Annotated in this window: 1 protein-coding gene and 2 pseudogenes; all 3 read right to left on the bottom strand. The window is 74.1% G+C overall.

The genetic code is table 11. The annotated features are described in order from the left end of the window. Position 1 precedes the first annotated feature (1 nt). Positions 2-10,555 (bottom strand): annotated as a pseudogene (locus ACGFT1_RS24255) (type I polyketide synthase); the annotation flags it as partial. Positions 10,556-10,588: 33 nt separating this feature from the next. Beyond that, positions 10,589-21,520, bottom strand: a pseudogene (locus ACGFT1_RS24250) (type I polyketide synthase); the annotation flags it as partial. A 94-nt stretch (positions 21,521-21,614) separates the two neighbouring features. Then, positions 21,615-24,595, bottom strand: a 2,981-nt coding sequence (locus ACGFT1_RS24245) for an SDR family NAD(P)-dependent oxidoreductase (protein ID WP_373911058.1), incomplete at its 5' end; no start/stop codon positions are given.

Genomic DNA, 24,595 nt, shown 5'->3' with positions numbered 1-24,595 from the left:
CTCAGACGGAGAGGGCCACGGGCCCGCTCGTGTCCTCGCCGTACAGGCGCTCGGCCAGATGGGCGACGATCATCGCGGGGGTCGGATGGTCGAAGACGAGACCCGCGCCGAGCTTGGTCCCGGTCAGTTCGCCGAGCCGGTTGCGCAGTTCGAGGGCGGTGAGCGAGTCGAAGCCGATCTCGAACAGGCCCTGACCGGCGTCGACCTGGTGGGTGGCGGCGTAGCCGAGGACGACGGCCACCTGGGTGCGCACCAGCTCCAGCAGGGCCTCGGCCCGCTCCCCCGCCGGCAGCCCGGCCAGGCGTTCGGCCAGCCGTCGCCGCTCGTCCCCGCTGACGGCGGCCCGTGCCGCCTGCCGGCCGGCGCGGACGAGCCCGCGCAGCAGGGGCGGTACGGCCGTGCCGGCGGCCGCGTCGGCACGCAGGCCCCGCAGGTCCAGCCTGGCCGGCACGAGCAGGGTCCGGTCGCTGCCCAGTGCCGCGTCGAACAGCTCCATGCCCTCCTCGGGGCCGAGGGCGAGGACGCCGCCGCGGCGGCTGAGCCGGCCGCGGGTCAGTTCGTCGGTGCGGGCGGCCATGCCCGTGGTCTGCTCCCACAGGCCCCAGGCGAGCGACCGCGCCGGGAACCCGGCCGCGCGGCGGGCCAACATGAGGGCGTCCATGGCGGCGTTGGCCGCCGCGTAAGCGCCGGTGCCGGCGCCGAGGAACACCGCCGAGACGGAGGAGTAGGTGAGGAAGGCGTCCAGATCGGGGGCGAGTTCGCGGGTCAGTTCGTCCAGGTGCCGCACGGCGGTCACCTTCGGCGCGAACACCCGGGCCAGCCGCCCGGGTTCGATCTCACCGACCACGCCCGCGTCGTACAGGCCGGCCGCGTGGACGACGGCGGTGAGCCGGGGCCCGGTCAGCCCGGTCAGCAGGGCCGCCACCGCGTCCCGGTCGGTGACGTCGCAGGCGGCCACCGACACGGACTCCGCGCCCAGCCCCTCCAGCTCCGCCACCGACTCCCGCGCCCCGACGGCCTCCAGACCGCTCCGGCTCACCAGCACGAGGTGCCGGACACCGTGCCGGATCACCAGATGCCGGGCCAGGAGACCGGCCAGGGACCCGGTGCCACCCGTGATCAGCACCGTGCCCTCCGGATCGAGCACCGGCTCCGTGCCGGGCGCCGGAACCGCCCGGGTCAGGCGGGGCACATACCACGCGTTTCCACGTACGGCGAGTTGCTGCTCGCCGGTGGCGAGGGCCGCGCCGAGCAGGGAACCGAGGCGGTCCGCGTCCTCCGCGTCCGTGCCGGTGCCCTTACCGCTGTCCATGTCCAGCAGCACGATCTGGTCGGGGTTCTCGGCCTGCGCGGCACGCACCAGCCCCCAGACAGCCGCGCCGCCCGGGTCGGTGACCTCCGCGTCGCCGCCCGCGGGCACCGCGCCCCGGGTGAGCACGACCAGCCGGGTGTCCTCCAGGCCGCCGCCGGCCAGCCAGGTCTGGACGACCTCCAGCGCGCGGTCCGTCACGGCGAGCGGGGTGTCGTCCGGGCCGGCGGTCACGGCCTCCACGACGACCGCGCGGGGCAGCTCGGCGCCGCCCGCGGCGTCCTCGGCGAGGGTCGCCACCTCCTCCGCCGTGGACAGCCGCAGCCAGGACGGGGTCCGCGGGTCCTCGGGCCGGGGCAGCGGGACCCAGTCGACGCCGAAGAGCATGCCGCCGCCGGTGGTGCGCAGCTGGTCCGGGGCGACCGGGCGGAACACCAGCGAGCCGGCGCTGAGGACGGGGCTGCCGGTGTCGTCGGCGGCCTCCAGGGACAGCGCGTCCGGGGCGGGCCGGGTGACCCGGATCCGCAGGGATGCCGCCCCGGAGGCATGCAGGGTGAGCCCGTTCCAGGCGAAGGGCAGCATCGTGCGGTGCTCGCCGTCGCTGAGGAACGCCTTGGTGTGCAGGGCGGCGTCGAGGAGCGCCGGATGGATGCCGTATTCCGTGGCGGTCTCGTGCTCCCGCTCGGGCAGGGCGATCTCGGCGAAGAGTTCCCCGCCGCGCCGCCACACCGCGCGCAGGCCGCGGAAGACGGGCCCGTAGTGGTAGTCGTGGTCGCGCAGTCCGGCGTAGAAGTCCTGCGCGCTCACCTCGACGCGTTCGGCGCCGGCCGGCGGCCAGGTGGTCAGGTCCGGGTGGGCCGGGGTGCGGGCGGGCGGCGCCGGGGCGAGGACACCGGTGGCGTGCCGCGTCCACCCGTCGGCGCCGGCCGCCCCGTCGGTCGTGGAGTGGACGGCGACCGTGCGGGTGCCGTGTTCGCCGGGGCCGCCGACGCTCACCTGCACGCGTACGCCGCCCTGTGGCGGGAGGATCAGCGGGGCCTCGATGACGAGTTCCTCGAGGGTGGAGCAGCCGGCCTCGTCGCCGGCGCGGACGGCGAGTTCGACCAAGCCGGTGCCGGACAGCAGGACGACGTCGCCGACGGCGTGGTCGGCCAGCCAGGGGTGGGTGCGCAGCGACAGGCGGGAGGTGCACAGCACGCCGCCGGTGTCCGGGACCTCGACCACCGCGCCGATGAGCGGGTGATCGGCGCCGGCCAGTCCCAGCGAGGCGGCGTCGCCCGCGGCGGCGGGTGCGGGCAGCCAGTAGTGCTGGTGGTCGAAGGCGTACGTGGGCAGGTCGACGGGGTGGTTGGTGGCCGGCAGGGCGCCCGCCCAGTCCAACGGCACGCCCCTGACGAACAGTTCGGCCATGGAAGCCAGCAGCCGCCGGGGGCCGCCGTCGTCGCGGCGCAGCGAGCCGGTGACGAGCACGTCGGCGCCGTCGGCGGTCTCGCTGATGGCTTGGACGAGCACCGGGTGGGAGCTGACCTCCACGAACACGGTGTGCCCGGACTCCAGCAGGGCGGTGACGGCGGGGGCGAAGCGGACCTGCCGGCGCACGTTGCGGTACCAGTAGTCGGCGTCCAGTGTGCCGGCCTCGGTGACGCGCTCACCGGTGACGGTCGAATGGAAGGGGATGACGGGGGCCTGGCCGCGGACGTCGGCGAACGCCTTCATGAGCGGTTCGCGTACCGCCTCCACGTGCGGGGTGTGCGAGGCGAAGTCGGCCGCGATGCGCCGGGCCCGGACGCCCTCGGCCGTCAGCGTCTCCACGACCTCGTCCAGCACGCCGGCGTCTCCGGCCACCACCACCGAGGACGGCGAGTTGACTGCGGCGACGTGCACGCGGCCCGCCCAGCGGGCCACGGCCGTGGTCGCCTCGGCCTCGGGCAGGGCGACCGCGACCATGCCGCCGAGCCCCGACAGCCGCTCGGTGATCACCTGGGCGCGCAGCGCCACGAGCCGTGCCGCGTCCTGAAGTGACAGCGCTCCGGCGACGCAGGCCGCGGCGATCTCGCCCTGTGAGTGACCGGTCACCGCGTCCGGTACGACACCCACCGACGCCCAGACGGCCGCCAGGCCGATCATCACGGCGAAGCCCGCCGGCTGGACGACGTCGGTGCGTCGCAGCAGCTCGGCCGGTGCCTCACCGCGCAGCACGTCCTCCAGTTCCCAGTCCACCCAGGGTTGCAGGGCCCGGGCGCACTCCGCGATCCGCTCCGCGAACACCGGGGAGGTGTCCAGCAGTTCACGGCCCATCCCGGCCCACTGGGAGCCCTGGCCGGGGAAGACGAGGACGACCTTGCCGGTGCCGGCCGTGGCGGCGGGGCTGCCGGTCACGACCGCGGGGCTGCTCTCGCCGCGGGCCAGCGCGCCCAGCCCCGCCACGGCCTCCTCCCGGGTGCCGGCCACGACGACGGCCCGCTCGGGGAGGACGGCCCGCCGGGTCACCAGGGCCGCCGCGACGTCGGCCGGTGCGGCGTCGGTGCCGTCGAGGAACGCGGCGAGCCGTGCGGCCTGCCCGGCGAGCGCGCCGGTGCCGCGTGCGGACACCGCCAGCGGCACCACACCGGCCGGGGCCGGCTCGGCCCCGGGCGGCTGCTCCGGCTCCTCGGAGACCTCCTCCAGGATCACGTGCGCGTTGGTGCCGCTGAGCCCGAACGAGGACACCGCGGCCCGGCGCGGCCGTCCCGGGTCGGCCCATTCCCGGGCCTCGGTGAGCAGGTTCACCGCGCCGGCCGACCAGTCGACCTGGGAGGACGGCGTGTCGACGTGCAGCGTGGCGGGCATCACCCGGTGCCGCAACGCCTGTACGGCCTTGATGACACCGGCGACTCCGGCGGCCGCCTGGGCGTGCCCGATGTTCGACTTCAACGAGCCCAGCCACAGGGGCTCCTCACGCTCCTTGCCGTAGGTGGCGAGGAGGGCCTGTGCCTCGATCGGGTCGCCGAGGACGGTACCGGTGCCGTGGCCCTCCACCAGATCCACGTCCGCGGGGGTCAGGCCCGCGTTCGCGAGGGCCTTGCGGATCACCCGCTGCTGCGACGGCCCGTTGGGAGCGGTCAGCCCGTTGGACGCACCGTCCTGGTTCACCGCACTGCCCCGCACGACCGCCAGGACCCGGTGCCCCTTGCGCCGCGCCTCCGACAGCCGCTCCAGGACGACGACACCCGCGCCCTCCGCCCAGCCCGTGCCGTCGGCCGCGTCCGCGTACGACTTGCAGCGGCCGTCCGTGGCCAGCGCCCGCTGCCGCGAGAACTCCATGAACATCCCGGGTCCGGCCATCACGGTCGAGCCGCCGGCCAGGGCCAGGGAGCACTCACCGTTGCGCAGCGCCTGGGCGGCCAGATGCAGGGCGACCAGGGACGACGAGCAGGCGGTGTCCACGGTCACCGCCGGCCCTTCGAAGCCGAAGACGTACGACACCCGGCCCGAGGCCACGCTCGCCCCGGCACCGGTCAGGGCGAAGCCGCCCACCTCCTCCGGGACGTCACCGCCGGAGTAGTAGTCGACGCCCATGATGCCGCTGAACACCCCGACGTCCGTGCCCTTGAGTCCGGTCGGGTCGATACCGGCCCGCTCCAGCGCCTCCCACGAGGTCTCCAGCAGCAGCCGCTGCTGGGGGTCCATCGCCACCGCCTCACGCGGCGAGATGCCGAAGAACACCGGGTCGAACAGCGGTGCCTCGTGCAGGAAGCCGCCCTGCGCGACGTACGACGTCCCGGCGTGCTCGGGGTCGTCGTCGAGCACCCGGTCCAGGTCCCAGCCGCGGTCCGTCGGGAACCCGGTGACACCGTCGCGGCCCTCGCTGACCAGGCGCCACAGGTCCTCGGGGCTGCCGACCCCGCCCGGCAGCCGACAGGCCATGCCCACGACGGCGATCGGCTCCTCCGGGTCACGCGGCGCGACCACCGGCGCGGACGCGGCCGGGGTCACACCCTGGAACTCCTCGTGCAGGTGGCGGGCGAGGGCGAGCGGGGTCGGGTAGTCGAATACGGCGGTCGCGGGCAGGCTCAGGCCGGTGGCCTCGCGCAGCCGGTTGCGCAGTTCGACGGAGGTGAGGGAGTCGAATCCGGCGTCCTTGAAGGCGGTCTCGGCCCTCACCCGGTCCGGCCCGGCATGCCCGAGGACGTTCGCGACATGGGTACGGACCAGGTCCAGCAGCAATGCCTCCCGCTCGGCCGCGGCCAGCCCGGCCAGCCGCCCGGCCAGTCCGTCACGCCCCTCCCGGCCGGCTCCGCGCGCGGCACGCCGGCCCGCGCGGACGAGCCCGCGCAGCAGGGGCGGTACGGCCGTGCCGGCGGCCGCGTCGGCACGCAGGCCCCGCAGGTCCAGCCTGGCCGGCACGAGCAGTGTCTGATCGCTGCCCAGCGCCGCGTCGAACAGCTCCATGCCCTCCTCGGGGCCGAGGGCCAGCACACCACCACGGCGGCTCATGCGGCTGCGGGACAGCTCGTCGAGGCCGGCTCCCATGCCGGTGGTCTGCTCCCACAGGCCCCAGGCGAGCGACCGCGCCGGGAACCCTGCCGCGCGGCGGACCGACATAAGGGCGTCCATGCAGGCGTTGGCGGCGCCGTAACCGCCGGTGCCGGCGCCGAGGAAGACACCGGAGACGGAGGAGTAAGTGAGGAACGCGTCCAGATCGGGGGCGAGTTCGCGGGTCAGTTCGTCCAGGTGCCGCACGGCGGTCACCTTCGGCGCGAACACCCGGGCCAGCCGCTCGGGCTGGATCTCACCGACGACCCCGGCGTCGAAGACCCCCGCCGCGTGGACGACAGCGGTGAGCCGGGGCCCGGTCAGCCCGGTCAGCAGGGCCGCCACCGCGTCCCGGTCGGTGACGTCGCAGGCGGGCACCGACACGGACTCCGCGCCCAGCCCCTCCAGCTCCGCCACCAACTCCCGCGCCCCGACGGCCTCCGGACCGCTCCGGCTCACCAGCACGAGGTGCCGGACACCGTGCCGGATCACCAGATGCCGGGCCAGGAGACCGGCCAGGGACCCGGTGCCGCCGGTGACCAGGACGGTGCCTTCCGGATCGAGCACCGGCTCGGTGGTGGGGGCGGGCAGGGCGCGGGCGAGGCGGGGCACGTACATGGCCGTGCCGCGCAGGGCGAGTTGGGGTTCGCCGGTGGCGAGGGCGGGACCGAGATCGGCTGCGGTCACGCCTGCGGCGAGGGCTGCGGTGTCGCTATAGGCGTCGATGCCGGTGTCGGTGCCGGTGTCGGTGTCGGTGTCGGTGTCGATCAGGATGATCCGGTCGGGGTTCTCGGCCTGCGCGGCACGCACCAGCCCCCAGACGGCGGCGCCACCCGGATCGGTGACCTCCGCGTCACCACGGGCGGGCACGGCCCCCCGGGTGACCACCACCAGCCGGCCGTCCTCGGCCGCCTCGTCCGCCAGCCACGCCTGCACCGCCTCGACCACCCGCCCCACCAGCACCACCGGGGTCTCACCGTCCCCACGGGTACGGGCATCGACCACCGTCACCACCGGCACCTCACCGACACCCGGCACGGAAGGCAGCTCACTCCACTCCACCCGGAACAGCGCGTCCGAACCGGAAGCGCCGGCCGCCGCGTCGAGCTGCTCCGCGGAGACCGCCCGTGACACCAGGGAGTCCAGGGTCAGCACGGGATCGCCGGAGTCGTCGACGGCTTCCAGGGACAGCGTGTCCGGGTCGGGCCGAAGGAGCCGTACCCGGATCGACGCGGCACCGGAGGCGTGCAGCGTCAGCCCGTTCCACGCGAACGGCAGCCGTACGACCGGGTCGTCCTCCACCACGGCTCCGTCGGCGACCTCGGCGGCCGCGTCCAGGATGCTGGCGTGCAGGGCCGCGTCGAGCAGCGCCGGGTGGATGCCGAACCCGGCGGCGTCCTCCCGCTGTTCCGGGGGGACGACGACCTCCGCGAACAGCTCCGTGTCGCGTCGCCAGACCTTGCGCACGCACTGGAACGCCGGGCCGTACGCGTATCCGGCGCGGGTCAGCTTCTCGTAGCCGCCGGAGATGTCGACCTGCCGGGCGCCGGGCGGGGGCCACGCGGTGAAGTCGTGGGTCCCGGTGGGGGCGGTCGCGGTGCTCAGGGTGCCGCTGGCGTGCCGGGTCCAGGCGTCCGGCCCGCTCTCCGCGCCGGCGTCGTGGCGGGTGGAGTACACCTCGACACTGCGCGCTCCGGTCCGGTCCGGGCCGCCGACGGCGACCTGGACACGTACGGCGCCCTGCTCGGGAACGACCAGGGGCGCCTCGATGACCAGCTCGTCCAGCACTCCGCAGCCGACCTCGTCACCGGCGCGCACGGCCAGTTCGACCAGGCCGGTGCCGGGCACCAGGACCACTCCCCCGATGGCGTGGTCGGCCAGCCAGGGGTGGGTGCGCAGCGACAGCCGGGAGGTGAGCACCAGCCCGTCCGACTGCGGCAACTGAAGCACCGCGCCCAGCAGCGGGTGGTCCACCGCGTCCTGACCCAGGGCGGTGGCGTCCAGGAGCGGCCGGGGGGCGGGAAGCCAGTAGTGCTGGTGGTCGAAGGCGTACGTGGGCAGGTCCACGTGGGTGGCGGTGGCACCCTCGGGCAGCACCGCCGCCCAATCCACCTTCGCCCCGCGCACGAACAACTCCGCGACGGACAGCAAAAGGGTCTGTTCCTCGTCGCGGTCATCGCGCAGGGCGGGAACACTCACCGCCTCCTCGGCCGCGGACTCGGTGATCGCGCCGGTCAGGGCACCACCGGGACCCAGTTCCAGGAACACCGACCCACCCGAGGCGGCGATCCCCTCCGCGAAACGCACCGGGCGGCGGACGTGGTCGACCCAGTAAGCCGGGTCGGTCAACTGACCCCGCTCAGCCAGCCTTCCCGTCACGTTCGACACCACCGGGATGACCGGCTCATTCCACGTCAGCCCCGACAGCACCTCACCGAACCCGGCCAGCATCGGCTCCATCAACACCGAGTGGAAAGCATGGGAGACGGTCAGCCGCTTGACCCGGCGGCCCTCCTCCCTAAGCCTCCGCGCCACCGCCACCACGGCTTCCTCGTCACCGGAGAGCACCACCGAACCCGGCGCGTTCACCGCCGCCAGATCCACACCCCCACCCAAATACTCGGCGACCTCCCCCTCACTCGCCGCCACCGCCACCATCGCCCCACCCGGCGGCAGCGCCTGCATCAACCGCCCCCGAGCCGCCACCAACGCCGCCGCATCCCCCAGCGACAACACCCCCGCCACATGCGCGGCGACAACCTCACCGATCGAATGCCCGGCCACCACATCCGGCCGCACACCCCACGACTCCACCAGCCGGAACAACGCCGACTCCACCGCGAACAGACCCGCCTGCGTGAACACCGTCCGATCCAGCAGACCCCCATCACCCACACCGAAGACCACATCCCGCACCGACCGCCCGACCACCCCCGCAAGCCGCGCGTCCAAAGCCGCACACGCCTCGTCCAACGCCCGAGCGAACACCGGGAACCGCTCATACAACCCCGCACCCATACCCACACGCTGCGAACCCTGACCGGGGAAGACGAACACCGTCCTGCCCCCGGTGGCCGACCCCGTGATCACCGAGGGAGCCGGCTGCCCGTCGGCCAGTGCGCGCAGCCCGGTGAGGGCCTCGTCGCGGGATCGGGCGAGGACCACGCCTCGTTCGGGCAGTGCTGTCCGCCGCGAGACGAGCGCACCGGCGACGGTCGGCAGTGCGGGGCCGGTGCCGGCGACGAACTCGGCGAGCCGTCCCGCCTGTCCGGCCAGGGCCCCGGCGGTGCGCGCGGAGACGACCACCGGGATCGCGCCTTCGGCCGGAGCGGCCACCGGCTCCGCGACGTCCTCCTCCGGCGCCTGCTCCAGGATGACGTGCGCGTTCGTACCGCTCACGCCGAACCCGGACACGCCCGCCCGGCGGGGCCGGTTCACCTCCGGCCACGCACGGGCCTCCGTCAGCAGCCGTACGGCGCCCGATTCCCAGTCGACGCGCGGGGAGGGCTCCTCGACGTGCAGGGTGGCCGGGAGCACGCCGTGGCGCATCGCCTGGATCATCTTGATGACGCCGGCGACTCCGGCGGCGGCCTGGGTGTGGCCCAGGTTGGACTTCAACGAGCCCAGCCACAGGGGCTCTTCACGGTCCTTGCCGTAAGTGGCGAGGAGGGCCTGTGCCTCGATCGGGTCGCCCAGGGTCGTGCCGGTGCCGTGGCCTTCCACGGCGTCCACGTCCGCCGGGGTCAGCCCGGCCGCGGCCAGCGCCTTGCGGATCACGCGCTGCTGCGAAGGTCCGTTGGGAGCGGTCAGCCCGTTGGACGCGCCGTCCTGGTTCACCGCACTGCCGCGCACGACCGCGAGGACCCGGTGCCCCTTGCGCCGCGCCTCCGACAGCCGCTCAAGTACGACGACTCCGGCGCCCTCGGCCCAGCCGGTGCCGTCCGCGGTCGATGAGTAGGCCTTGCAGCGGCCGTCGGCCGCGAGGCCGCGCTGCCGGGAGAAGTCGATGAACAGGCCGGGCGTGGCCATGACCGTGGCGCCGCCCGCCAGGGCCATCGTGCATTCCCCTCGGCGCAGTGCCTGCACGGCGAGGTGGATGGCGACCAGGGAGGACGAGCAGGCGGTGTCGAGTGTGACCGCCGGGCCTTCGAGTCCGAAGACGTAGGAGATGCGGCCGGACGCCACGCTGGAGGCGGCGCCGGTGCCGGTGAAGCCCTCCAGTTCGGGGGGGACGCTTCCGCCGGCGAAGTAGTCGACGCCCATGATGCCGTTGAAGACGCCGACGTCGGTGCCCTTGAGGGTCGCCGGATCGACACCGGCCCGCTCCAGCGCCTCCCATGAGGTCTCCAGCAGCAGCCGCTGCTGCGGGTCCATCGCGAGTGCCTCGCGCGGCGAGATGCCGAAGAACTCCGCGTCGAACCGGCCGGCGCCCCGCAGGAAGCCGCCCTGGTCGACGTAGGAGGTGCCGGTCTTCTCGGGATCGGCGTCCAGCAGGGTGTCCAGGTCCCAGCCGCGGTCGTCGGGGAAGCCCGACACTCCGTCGCGGCCCTCGGCGACCAACTCCCAGAGGTCCTCGGGGGTGTCGACGCCGCCGGGCAGCCGGCAGGCCATGCCCACGATCGCGACCGGCTCACGCGACGCGCTGAGAAGCTGCTGGTTCCGCTTCTTCAGCGTGCCGACCTCTTCCAGTGACTTCCGCAGCGCCTCGACAAGCTTCTCGTAGGAAGCACTCACTTTCCCTGCCCCAATCAGTCGTGTGCCGCGTCAGCCTTCGAGGGATTCGCCGTCGCCGAGCGCGAGTTGTACGAGGTCGTCGACGTCCAGATCGGCCAGCGCCCCGTGGGCGGCGTCCGGTGCGCCCGGTGCGGGCGCACCGGGTTCGTGGGCGGCCAGTTCGACGAGCGCGTCCAGCAGTCCGGCCTCCCGGAAGCGTTCCAGTGGGAGGGTGAGCAGGGCGTGGCGCAGCCGTTCCTCGTCCGCCTGCGCCGCGGGGCGGCGCCCGGCGCCCTCCGGGGTGAGCGCACCGTGCAGATGGCGGGCGAGCGCGAGCGGCGTGGGGTAGTCGAAGACCACGGTGGCGGAGAGGTTGACGCCGGTCGCGCCGCGCAGCCGGTTGCGCAGCTCCACGGAGGTGAGGGAGTCGAACCCGGCGTCCTTGAAAGCCGTCTCGGCTCCGACGCCGTCCGCCCCGGAGTGCCCGAGCACGCCGGCCACATGGCCGCGGACGACATCCAGCAGCAGGGCCTCCTGCCGGTCGCGGTCCAGCCCGGCGAGCCGGCGCAGCAGACCGTCCCCGCCGTCACCCGCGGTCCCTCGCGCCGACTGCCGTCCTGCGCGCACCAGTTGGCGGAGCAGGGGAGGTACACCGGTGCCGGTGGCCGCTTCGGCCCGTACGGCCCTGAGGTCCAGCTTCACCGGGACGAGCAGCGTGTCGTCGCCGGCCAGCGCCGCGTCGAAGAGCGCCATGCCCTCCTGCGGGGTGAGCGGCAGGACGCCACCGCGCCGGTTGCCACGGGTGCGGGCCGCCGCTTCCGTGCCGGTGGTCATTCCGGTGGTCTGCTCCCAGGGCCCCCAGGCCAGGGAGCGGGCCGGCAGGCCGGCCGCCCGGCGGCGGGCCATCGCGGCGTCGAGCCAGGCGTTGGCGGCGGCATAGTTGCCCTGGCCGGCCGAGCCGAACAGTCCGGCGGCGGAGGAGAACACCGCGAATTCCGCCAGTTGCGGGGCGCGTACCCGGGTCAGCTCGTCCAGGTGCCGTACGGCCACGACCTTCGGTGCGAAGACGTGGGCCAGGCGAACCCGGTCGAGGGCGCCGATCACGCCGTCGTCCAGGACGCCCGCGGTGTGCAGGACGGCGGTGAGCGGGTGCTCGTCCGGTACGGAGTCCAGCAGCGCCACCACCGCCTCCCGGTCGGCGAGATCGCAGGCGGCGACGCGTACGGTGGCCGCGCCGAGCGCCGTCAGATCGTCCACCAGCTCCCGGGCGCCCGCCGCGTCCGGACCACGCCGGCCGGCCAGCAGCAGGTGCCGTACGCCGCGCCGCTCGACCAGATGCCGGGCCAGCAGGGCGCCCAGCGAGCCGGTGCCGCCGGTGACGAGGACGGTACCGTCGGGGTCCCAGTGCGCGCCGTCCGCGCCGGTGCCCGCGGACGCGGCCCGGACCAGGCGCGGTGCGCGCACGGCCGTACCGCGCAGCGCGAGCTGCGGTTCCCCGGCCGCCAGCGCGGTGCCGAGGAGCGCGGCGAGGGATTCGTCCCCGGTCCGCGGGTCCCGGGGATCGCCGCTACGGCTGTCGTCGGCGTCGATGAGGACGATCCGGTCGGGATTCTCCGCCTGGGCGGCACGGACGAGGCCCCACACCGCGGCCCCCGCCGGGTCGGTCACCGTCTCGTCACCACCGGCGGGTACCGCGCCCCGGGTGACGACGGCGAGCCGCGACTGCGCGAGCCGCTCGTCGGCCAGCCAGGCCCGCAGGACGTCCAGCACCCGGGAGGTGCGGTCCAGGGCGTCGTCGGGACCGTCGGCCGGCACGACCAGTATCCCGGGCACGGCGTCCGTCCTGGCCGGTTCGGCGAGGTCCGCCGCGGTGGCTACCCGCGCCCAGGACGGTAGCGGTGCAGCCGCACGAGCGGCCACGGACAGGTCGGTCCACTCCACACGGAACAGCGCGTCGGTACCGGGCGCACCGGCCGCCGCCTCCAGCTGTTCCGCGCTCACCGCGCGGAACACCAGCGACTCGGTGGTCAGCACCGGGTCACCGGTCTCGTCGGCGGCCTGCACGGATACCGCGTCGGGTCCGGACGGTGCCACGCGCACGCGCAGTGCCGAGGCGCCGGAGGCGTGCAACGCGAGCCGGGTCCAGGCGAACGGCAGCACCGTGCGCGGCCCGTCGCCCGCAGGGGGCGCGTCGGCCGGGGCGACGAAGCCGTTGGCGTGCAGGGCGGCGTCCAGCAGAGCCGGGTGGATGCCGAACCGCGCGGCTTCCTCCCGCTGCCCCTCCGGGAGGGCGACCTCGGCATACACCTCGTCGCCGCGCCGCCACACCGCCCGCAGTCCCTGGAACACCGGACCGTAGGTGTAGCCCTGCTCGATGAGGCCGGAGTAGAAGGCGTCGGCGTCCACCTCGACCCGTTCGGCGCCGGGCGGCGGCCAGGCGGTGAAGTCGAACGTGCCGGTGCCGGTGCCGGGGAGCGTGGTGGTGAGGGTGCCGGTGGCGTGCCGGATCCAGGCGTCGGCGCCGACCTCGTCGGCCGTGTCCTCGCGCGCCGAGTAGACGGCGACGGTCCGCAGTCCGCTGTCGCCGGGTCCGCCGACGGCGACCTGGACCCGGACGCCGCCCTGCTCGGGAACGACCAGGGGTGCTTCGATGACGAGTTCGTCCAGCACTCCGCTGCCGACCTCGTCACCGGCGCGCACGGCGAGTTCGACCAGGCCGGTGCCGGGCACCAGGACCACGCCCCCGACGGCGTGGTCGGCCAGCCAGGGGTGGGTGCGCAGCGACAGCCGGGAGGTGAACAGCACCCCGCCGGTCTCCGGGACCTCCACCACCGCGCCCAGCAGGGGATGGTCCGCCGTGCCCTGGCCCAGGGCGACCGCGTCGGTGGCGGGAGCCGCCGGAAGCCAGAAGTGGCGGTGGTCGAAGGCGTACGTCGGCAGGTCCACGCGGGCCTCGGTGGCACCCTTCGGCAGAGTGGCCGCCCAGTTCACCCCGGCACCCCGTACGAAGAGGTGGGCCACGGCCGCGAGCAGGGTCTGCTCCTCGTCGCGGTCATCGCGCAGTGCGGGCACGCTGACCGCGTCGTCACCGGCCGATTCCGTGATCGCGCCGGTCAGGGCACCACCGGGACCCAGTTCCAGGAACACCGACCCACCCGAGGCGGCGATGCCGTCGGCGAAGCGGACCGGGCGGCGGACGTGGTCGACCCAGTAGGCCGGGTCGGTCAACTGACCCCGCTCGGCCAGCCTTCCCGTCACGTTCGACACCACCGGGATGGCCGGCTCGTTCCACGTCAGCCCCGACAGCACCTCACCGAACCCGGCCAGCATCGGCTCCATCAACACCGAGTGGAAAGCATGGGAGACGGTCAGCCGCTTGACCCTGCGGCCCTGTTCGCGCAACTTCTCGGCGACGGCCGTGACAGCTTCCTCGTCACCGGAGAGCACCACCGAACCCGGCGCGTTCACCGCCGCCAGATCCACACCCCCACCCAGATACTCGGCGACCTCCCCCTCACTCGCCGCCACCGCCACCATCGCCCCACCCGGCGGCAGCGCCTGCATCAACCGCCCCCGAGCCGCCACCAACGCCGCCGCATCCCCCAGCGACAACACCCCCGCCACATGCGCGGCGACAACCTCACCGATCGAATGCCCGGCCACCACATCCGGCCGCACACCCCACGACTCCACCAGCCGGAACAACGCCGACTCCACCGCGAACAGACCCGCCTGCGTGAACACCGTCCGATCCAGCAGACCCCCATCACCCACACCGAAGACCACATCCCGCACCGACCGCCCGACCACCCCCGCAAGCCGCGCGTCCAAAGCCGCACACGCCTCGTCCAACGCCCGAGCGAACACCGGGAACCGCTCATACAACCCCGCACCCATACCCACACGCTGCGAACCCTGACCGGGGAAGACGAACACCGTCCTGCCCCCGGTGGCCGACCCCGTGATCAGGAGCGGCGAGGACCCGCCGACGGCCAGCGTCTCCAGTCCGGCCACCGCTTCCTCCGGCGACCCGGCGACCACCACGGCCCGCTCGGACAGCAGCGCCCGCCGGGACACCAAGGCTCCCGCGACGGCGGTCAGCGGTGCGCCGGTCCCGCGGACGAACTCCGCCAGCCGGTCAGCCTGTCCGGCGAGTGCGCCGGCGCTGCGTGCGGAGACGACCACCGGGATCGCGCCTTCGGCCGGAGCGGCCATCGGCTCCGCGACGTCCTCCTCCGGCGCCTGCTCCAGGATGACGTGCGCATTCGTACCGCTCACACCGAACCCGGACACGCCCACCCGGCGGGGCCGGTTCACCTCCGGCCACGCACGGGCCTCCGTCAGCAGTTCGACCGCGCCGTCCGCCCAGTCGACCTGGGAGGTCGGGGTGTCGACGTGCAGCGTGGCGGGGAGCACGCCGTGCCGCATGGCCTGCACCATCTTGATCACGCCGGCCACGCCCGCGGCCATCTGGGTGTGTCCGATGTTGGACTTCAACGAGCCGAGCAGCAAAGGTCGTTCACGCTCCTTGCCGTAGGTGGCGAGGAGGGCTTGTGCCTCGATCGGGTCGCCCAGGACGGTGCCCGTGCCGTGGCCCTCGACCGCGTCCACGTCCGCCGAGGTCAGGCCCGCGTTCGCGAGGGCCTTGCGGATCACCCGCTGCTGCGACGGCCCGTTGGGAGCGGTCAGCCCGTTGGACGCCCCGTCCTGGTTCACCGCACTGCCCCGCACGACCGCCAGGACCCGATGCCCCTTGCGCCGCGCCTCCGACAGCCGCTCCAGGACGACGACACCCGCGCCCTCGGCCCAGCCCGTGCCGTCGGCCGCGTCCGCGTACGACTTGCAGCGGCCGTCGGAGGCCAGGCCCCGCTGCCGCGAGAACTCGACGAACGTACCCGGGGTCGCCATGACGGTGGCACCACCGGCGAGGGCCATCGAGCATTCGCCGTTGCGCAGGGCCTGGGCCGCGAGATGGATGGCCACCAGGGACGAGGAGCACGCCGTGTCCACGGTCACCGCGGGGCCCTCGAAACCGAAGACGTAGGCGACGCGCCCGGAGGCCACGCTGCCCATGCCTCCGGTACCGGTGAAGCCCTCCAACTCGGGCGGTACCGGCCCCGACGTGCCGTAGCCCTGGCCCATCAGGCCGGAGAACACGCCGACGTCGGTGCCCTTCAGGGAGGTCGGGTCGAGGCCGGCGCGCTCCAGGGCCTCCCAGGAGGTCTCCAGCAGGAGCCGCTGCTGCGGGTCCATCGCCAGCGCCTCACGCGGGGAGATCCCGAAGAAGGCGGCGTCGAACAGGGCGGCGTCGTAGAGGAATCCGCCCTGGCTCACGTAGGACGTGCCGGTCTGATCCGGGTCGTCGCTGAAGAAGCCGCCGAGGTCCCAGCCGCGGTCCTCGGGGAAGCCGGACATCGCGTCCCGTCCCTCGGACACCAACTGCCAGAGCGCGTCGGGGTCGTCCACACCGCCGGGCAGCCGGCACGCCATGCCGACGATCGCGATCGGCTCATCGGGATCGGCGGGCGCGCTGAGCGTCGCGCTGGGCGGCACCACCACCGTCTCCCCCAGTTCGCCGCGCAGGTGGCGGGCGAGGGAGAGCGGGTTCGGGTGGTCGAAGACGACGGTGGCGGCCAGTTTGAGGCCGGTGGCCTCACGCAGCCGGTTGCGCAGCTCGACCGAGGTGAGCGAGTCGAACCCGGAGTCACGGAACGCCGTGTCCGGTTTGACACCCTCCGGACCGGCGTGCCCGAGCACGGTCGCCGCGTGCGTGCGGACCAGGTCCAGCAGCAGCGCCTCCTGCTCCGCCGTGCCCAGCCCGGCCAGCCGGTCCGCGAGGCCGCCGCCGCTGTCCCCGGCCGCGGCCCGCACGGTCTGCCGTCCGGTGCGCACCAGGCCGCGCAGGAGTGTGGGGACGGCGCGGCCGGCGGCGGCGTCGGTGCGCAGTTGCCGCAGGTCCAGTTTGGCCGGGACGAGCAGGGCCTCACCGGTGCCCAGGGCGGCGTCGAAGAGGTCCATGCCCTCCTCGGGCGTCATGGGCAGGACACCGCCTCGCCGGTTCATCCGGCTGCGGGTGAGGTCGTCCATGCCGGCCGCCATACCGCCGGTGGCCTGATCCCACAGGCCCCAGGCGAGTGAGGTGGCGGGCAGGCCTTCGGCCCGGCGCTGGTGGGCCACGGCGTCCAGGAAGGCGTTGGCCGCCGCGTAGCTGCCGGTGCCCGCACCGAGGAAGACGGAGGAGACGGAGGAGAAGACGACGAACGCGGCCAGCTCCGGCACGAGTTCACGGGTCAGCTCGTCCAGGTGCCGGACCGCCGTCACCTTCGGTGCGAACACCTGCGCCACCTGCTCCGGGCGGATGGTGCCGATCACGCCGGCGTCGGCGATGCCCGCGGTGTGCACGATCCCGGTGAGCGGGCGCCCGGCACGGCGCGTCCCGGCGAGCAGCGCGGCGACCGCGGCGCGGTCGGTGACGTCGCAGGACGCGACCGTGACCTCGACGGCGCCCGATCCGGTCAGCTCGGCCACCAACTCGGCCGCCCCCTCGGCGGCTTGGCCCCGCCTGCTGGCCAGCACCAGATGGCGTACGCCGTGCCGGGCGACCAGGTGCCGGGCCAGCAGTCCGCCGAGCGAGCCCGTGCCGCCGGTGATCAGTACCGTGCCCTCCGGGTCCAGCCGCACGGGCTTTGCGGCCACGGGCGCGGAACGGTCGAGCCCCGCCGCGGTCGCCCGGGTGAGCCGGGGAACGGACAACGTATCGCCGCGCACGGCAAGTTCGGGTTCCGCGTCGGACAGCAGCCGGTGCAGGACACGGTCCAGGGTGGCGTCGGCGGCCAGGCCCGGGGTGGCACCGGGCCGGAGCCCCGGGTCAAGGTCGAGCAGCACGATCCGGTCGGGGTTCTCGGACTGTGCGGCCCGGACGAGACCCCACACCGCGCCGCCCGCCGGGTCGCTCACCGCGCCGTCGGCGCCGGCCGGGACGGCGCCCCGTGTGGCCACGACCAGCCGGGTCGGCTCAAGGGCGGGCGCGGCCAGCCAGGCCTGCACGGCCGCCAGCACCCGGTTCGTCAGGGCCAGCGCCGGGTCACTCCGGTCCTCGGCAGCGCCATCAGCCTCGGCCTGGCCTCGGTCCACCATGGCGTCCAGCACGATCAGCGCCGGAAGCTCCTCCGCCGTGCTCGCGCTGTCCGCCAGGGCGGTGACGTCATCGGCGGACCACACCCCGGTCCAGGACGGCGGCTCCTCGGGCACCTCACCGGCCGCGGCCGTCTCGGTCCAGTCGACGCGGAACAGCGAGTCGTCGCTCACCGTGCCCACGGCGGCCTCCAGCTGCTCGGCGGACAGCGGCCGAAGCTCCGCCGACTCCGCCCGCAGCACCAGCCCGCCGGCCTGGTCGACCGCTTCCAGGGCCAGGGCGTCCGGGCCGTGCGGCGTGATCCGCACCCGCAGCGACGTGCCTCCGACGGCGTGCAACGCGAACCCGCGCCAGATCAGGTACTGCCACACCCGCGTGCCGCCATCGGCCACGGCCGCGTCCAGCAACGCCGGATGCAGCGCGGCGTCCAGCAACGCCGGGTGGAGCCCGAACCGGCCGGCCTCCTCGCGCCCGTCCTCCGGCACGGCGACCTCGGCGAGGATCTCCTCACCGTGCCGCCAGAGTGCCCGTACGGCCTGGAAGAGGGGCCCGTGCTCGTACCCGCGCCGGGCCAGACCGCCGTACAGCCCCTCCACGTCGGCGCGCTGGGCACCGGGTGGCGGCCAGACGCCGAAATCGCCCTGCGGGCTCTCGCCGGACTTGGGCGTCGCCGTCAGCACACCTGTGGCGTGCCGGACCCAGGCCTCCGCCCCGCTGACCTCGCCCGCGTCCTCCCGTGTCGAGTACACGGTGACCGCACGGCTGCCACTGTCGTCCACACCCCCGACGGCGACCTGGACGCGTACCCCGCCCTGCTCCGGCAGCACCAGCGGCGCGACGACGACGAGCTCGTCCACGGTCCCGCACCCGACCTCGTCACCGGCCCGTACGGCCAGCTCCACGAGCGCCGCCGCTGGGACCAGGGTCACTCCGCCGACGGCGTGGTCCGCCAGCCAGGGATGGGTGCGCAGCGACAGCCGCGAGGTGCACAGCACCCCGCCCGTCCCGGGCACTTCCACGATCGCGCCGAGCAGGGGGTGGTCCGTGGGGGCCTGTCCGAGGGCGGTGGCGTCCGTCGCTCCGTTCAGCCGGAGCCAGTAGTGCCGGTGGTCGAAGGCGTACGTCGGCAACTCCACGTCCGCGGCCCCGGCACCCTCGGGCAGCACACCGGTCCAGTCGACCGCCACACCCCTGACGAAAAGCTCCGCCATCGACGCCAACAACCGCCGAAGACCACCCTCATCACGACGCAAAGAGCCTGTGACGACCGCCTCGCACTGCGCCTCGTCCACGATCTCGTTCACCGGCTGCACAAGAACCGGGTGGGCGCTGGACTCCACGAACACCGTGTACCCCTCGGCGACAAGGGAGGCGACCGCCGGACCGAAACGGACCTGACCACGCAAGTTGCGATACCAGTAACCACCGTCCAGAACACCCGCCTCACGCACCCAGCCACCGGTCACCGTCGAGAAGAACGGCACCACCGGCACCCGACCACGAACCTCCGCGAACGCCTCCCCCAACGCCCCCTCGATCGCCTCCACATGACGGGTGTGCGAGGCATAGTCCACCGCGACACGACGCACCCGCACACCATCCGCCTCCAACACGGCCAACACCCCGTCCAAGGCCTCCGCGTCACCGGCGATCACCACCGACGAAGGACCGTTCACCGCCGCGACCTCGACCCGCCCCTCCCACCGGCCGATCCGGCCCACCGCATCAGCCTCCGACAACGCCACAGAGGCCATACCACCCCCACCCGCCAACTCCCCCGCGATCACCCGACTACGCACCGCCACCACCCGCGCCGCATCCTCCAGCGACAACGCACCCGCCACACAAGCCGCAGCGATCTCACCCTGCGAATGACCCACCACCGCATCCGGCACCACACCCACCGACGCCCACACCGCCGCCAACGCCACGTTCACCGCGAAACTCGCCGGCTGCACCACATCCACCCGCGCCAGCAGATCGACATCGCCCCGCAGCACGGCCAACAAGTCCCAATCCACCCACGGCTCCAGAGCCTGGGCACACTCCCCGACCCGCTCCGCGAACACCGGTGAGGACCCCAGCAACTCCCGCCCCATGCCCAGCCACTGCGAACCCTGACCCGGAAACACCAGCACCGTCCGCCCGGGCGCAGCCACCGCACCGCTCACCACCGCGGGACTGCTCTCCCCGCTCGCCAGCGCGCCCAGCCCGGTCGCCGCCTCCTCACGCGAACCCGCGACGACGACGGCGCGCTCGGACAGCAGGGCCCGCCGGGAGACGAGCGCGCCCGCGACGTCGGCGAGGGGCGTGTCCGTGCGGGTGACGAGTGCGGCCAGGCGGCCGGCCTGGCCCGCCACCGCACCCTCGGTGGCCGCGGACACCACCAGCGGGACCACGGACGGGACCACGGACGGAGCCACCTGGTCGGCCGGTGCGGTCGGCTCCGCGGCCGGTTCCTCCGGTGCTTCTTCCGGTGCCTCCTCCAGGATCAGGTGGGCGTTGGTGCCGCTGACGCCGAATGAGGAGACGCCGGCCCGGCGGGGTCGGCCGGTCCGGGGCCAGTCGCGTTCCTCGGTCAGCAGCTCGATGGCCCCGGCCGACCAGTCGACCTGGGAGGAGGGCGTGTCGACGTGCAGCGTGGGCGGCAGGACGCCGTACCGCATCGCCTGCACCATCTTGATGACGCCGGCGACTCCGGCGGCGGCCTGCGTGTGCCCGATGTTGGACTTCAGGGAGCCGAGCCACAGGGGTCGTTCACGATCCTGGCCGTAGGTGGCGAGCAGGGCCTGCGCCTCGATCGGGTCACCGAGGACCGTGCCCGTGCCGTGGCCCTCGACCGCGTCGACGTCGGCGGAGGTCAGGCCGGCCTCGGCCAGCGCCTTGCGGATGACACGCTGCTGCGAGGGGCCGTTCGGCGCCGTCAGACCGTTGGAGGCGCCGTCCTGGTTCACGGCGGACGCGCGGACGACGGCCAGGACCCGGTGGCCGTTGCGACGTGCGTCGGACAGGCGCTCCAGGACGACGACACCGGCGCCCTCGGCCCAGCCGGTGCCGTCGGCCGCGTCCGCGTACGACTTGCAGCGGCCGTCGGCGGCCAGCGCCCGCTGCCGGGAGAACTGCATGAACATGCCGGGGCCGGCCATGACGGTCGCGCCTCCGGCCAGTGCCATGGTGCACTCCCCGCGCCGCAGCGCCTGGGCGGCCAGATGCATGGCGACCAGGGACGAGGAGCAGGCGGTGTCCACGGTCACCGCAGGGCCCTCGAGTCCGAGGACGTACGAGATGCGGCCCGAGGCCACGCTCCCGGTGGTGCCGGTGCCGGTGAAGCCCTCCAGCTCCGGTGGGACCGGACCGCCGGTCGCGTACCCCTCGTTGATGACCCCCACGAAGACACCGACGTCGGAGCCCTTGAGGGCGGACGCGTTCAGTCCCGCCCGTTCCAGCGCCTCCCACGACATCTCCAGCAGCAGTCGCTGCTGGGGGTCCATCGCCACCGCCTCACGCGGGGAGATCCCGAAGAGGCCGGCGTCGAAGAGGGCCGCCTCGTGCAGGAACCCGCCCTGGCTGACGTAGGACTTGCCCGTCTTGTCGGGGTCGGAGTCGAACAGCTCCTCCAGGTCCCAGCCCCGGTCGGTGGGGAACCCCGAGACGCCGTCCCCGCGTTCGCGGACGAGCCGCCACAGGTCTTCGGGTCCGCCCACCCCGCCGGGCAGCCGGCATGCCATGCCCACGATCGCGATCGGCTCCGCCTTCTCGGCCTCGAGTTCACGGACGCGTTGCTGGGAGCGGCGCGCGTCGGCGAGAACACGCTTGAGATAGTCGCGAAGCTTGCTTTCATCCGCCATTGCGGGTCAGCTCCTAGTGGGGCTACGGCGTCAGGTGGACGGCGGGGCGGGCGTGGACGTGGGGTGCGGGCGGTGCCGGGCGGCTCGCCGCCGGCTAATGGCCGAACTCCGTGTCGATGAGTTCGAAGAGTTCGTCGTCGGACGCGGACGTGAAGTCGAGGTCCTCCTCGGCTTCCTGCGCCGTGCCGTTCGCCGTGGACCAGGCGGTCAGCAGGCCCTGGAGCCGGGTGGCGACCTGGGCGCGCGTGGCGTCGTCGGAAGCCGCGTCGGCCAGCAGCGTTTCCAGCCTGCTGAGTTCGGCGAGCAACGGGTGCGTGGCCGGTACGGCGTCGGTGCCCGGGGCCAGCCGGTCGTGCAGGTAGCGGGCGAGGGCGAGCGGGGTCGGGTAGTCGAATACGGCGGTCGCGGGCAGGCTCAGGCCGGTGGCCTCGCGCAGCCGGTTGCGCAGTTCGACGGAGGTGAGGGAGTCGAACCCGGCGTCCTTGAACGCCGTTTCGGCCCTCACCTGGTCCGCTCCGGTGTGCCCGAGGACGGCCGCCACCTGGCCCTGTACCAGCCCCAGCAGCAGGGCTTCCTGCTCGGCCGGGGCCAACGGGGCCAGTCGGCGGGCCAGTCCGCCGGAGTCACCGGCACCGGCCCGCGCGGTCTTGCGACCGGTCCGCACCAAGCCCCGCAGCAGAGGCGGGACTCCGCCGCCGAGTGCGGCATCGGCGCGCACCGCCCGAAGGTCCAGCCGCGCCGGCAGCACCAGCGCCTCACCGGTCCTGAGCGCCGCGTCGAGCAATTCCATTCTCTGCGGAGGCGTGAGAGGTACGACACCTCCGCGGCGGCCGGTCCGGCTCCGGGAGGCCTCGCCGGTGCCGGTTTGCTGGTCGCCCGGCCGCTCCCACGGTCCCCAGGCCAGCGAGACAGCCGGCAGACCGGCCGCCCGGCGCTGATGGGCCACCGCGTCGAGGTAGGCGTTGGCCGCCGCGTAGCAGCCGGTACCGGCGCCCAGGAAGACCGAGGAAGCGGACGACATCAGGACGAAGGCGGCGAGAGACGGCGCGAGTTCGCGGGTCAGCTCGTCCAAATGCCGTACGCCGGTCGCCTTGGGCGCGAAGACCCGAGCCATACGGTCCTGGTCCACCTCGCCGATCACTCCGGCGTCGAAGACGCGTGCCGCGTGGATGACCGCGGTCAGCGGATGCGCGTCCGGTACGGCGGTCAGGAGCGCGGCGACCGCGTCCCGGTCGGTGACGTCGCATGCGGCCACCGAAACGGCGGCACCGAGCTCTTCGAGTTCGGTGACGAGCGCGGTCACTCCCTCGGCGTCCGCGCCGCGCCGTCCGGCCAGCACGAGGTGGCGTACGCCGTGCCGCCCGACCAGATGCCGGGCGACCTCGGCGCCCAGCGCCCCGGTGCCGCCGGTGACCAGGACGGTGCCTTCCGGATCGAGCACCGGCTCGGTGGTGGGGGCGGGCAGGGCGCGGGCGAGGCGGGGCACGTACATGGCCGTGCCGCGCAGAGCGAGTTGGGGTTCGCCGGTGGCGAGGGCGGGACCGAGATCGGCTGCGGTCACGCCTGCGGCGAGGGCTGCGGTGTCGCTATAAGCGTCGGTGCCGGTGCCGGTGCCAGTGCCAGTGCCAGTGCCAGTGCCAGTGCCGGTGCCAGTGCCGGTGTCAGTGTCGGTGTCGGTGTCGGTGTCGGTGCCGGTGCCGGTGCCGGTGCCGGTGCCGGTGCCGGTGCCGGTGTCGATCAGGATGATCCGGTCGGGGTTCTCGGCCTGCGCGGCACGCACCAGCCCCCAGACGGCGGCGCCACCCGGATCGGTGACCTCCGCGTCACCGCGGGCGGGCACGGCCCCCCGGGTGACCACCACCAGCCGGCCGTCCTCGGCCGCCTCGTCCGCCAGCCACGCCTGCACCGCCTCGAGCACCCGCCCCACCAGCACCACCGGGGTCTCACCGTCCCCACGGGTACGGGCATCGACCACCGTCACCACCGGCACCTCACCGACACCCGGCACGGACGGCAGCTCACTCCACTCCACCCGGAACAGCGCGTCCGAACCGGCCGTCGTGGTCAGCTGCTCGGTCGAGAGTGGTCGCAGTGTGACGGTCCCGGCGGTCACGACCGGTCCACCGGACTCGTCGGCGGCCTGGACCGCCAGCACGCCGGGAGCGGTCCGAAGGAGCCGCACGCGCAGCGCCGTGGCACCCTCCGCGTGCAGCACCAGGCCATGCCATTCCAGTGGCTGCCACACCTGCTCGTCGTCGGTCGCCGTGATCTCCAGCAATGACGGGCGCAAGGCGGCTTCCAGCAGTGCCGGGTGGATGCCGAACCGGGCCGCCGCGTCTCGCTGCCCGTCCGGCAGGGCGACCTCGGCGAACAGTTCGTCACCGCGCCGCCACACCGCCCGTAACCCCTGGAGGACCGGGCCATACTCGTAACCGTGCCGGAGCAGCCGCTCCTCCGCGCCCGAAAGATCTTCGGATTGGGCGCCGGGCGGGGGCCAGGCGGTGAAGTCGAAGGTCTCGGCGGTAGCGGGTGACGTACTCAGGGCGCCGGTGGCGTGCCGGGTCCAGGCGTCGGCACCGACGTCACCGACCGTGTCCTCCCTCGCGGAGTGGATCGCCAGCGGGCGACGGCCTTCCGCGTCGGGCGCCTCGACGGTGACCTGTACCCGCACACCGCCTTGTTCGGGAACGACCAGCGGTGCCTCGATGACGAGTTGCTCCACTCCACCGCAGCCGGCCTCGTCGCCGGCCCGCACGGCCAGCTCGACCAGCCCCGCACCGGGCACCAGAACCGTTCCCCCGATGGCGTGGTCGGCCAGCCAGGGGTGGGTGCGCAGCGACAGCCGGGAGGTGAGCACCAGCCCGTCCGACTGCGGCAACTTGAGCACCGCGCCCAGCAGTGGATGGTCCGCCGTGCTCTGGCCGAGGGCGACCGCGTCCGTGGCGGGAGCCATGCGCAGCCAGTAGTGCTGGTGGTCGAAGGCGTACGTGGGCAGGTCCACGTGGGTGGCGGTGGCACCCTCGGGCAGCACCGCCGCCCAATCCACCTTCGCCCCGCGCACGAACAACTCCGCGA

It is taken from the genome of Streptomyces sp. Y20 (assembly GCF_043195475.1).
Taxonomy (GTDB): Bacteria; Actinomycetota; Actinomycetes; order Streptomycetales; family Streptomycetaceae; genus Streptomyces.
The sequence above is the reverse complement of the archived record's forward strand: the minus strand, read 5'-3'. Positions and strand labels throughout refer to the sequence as shown.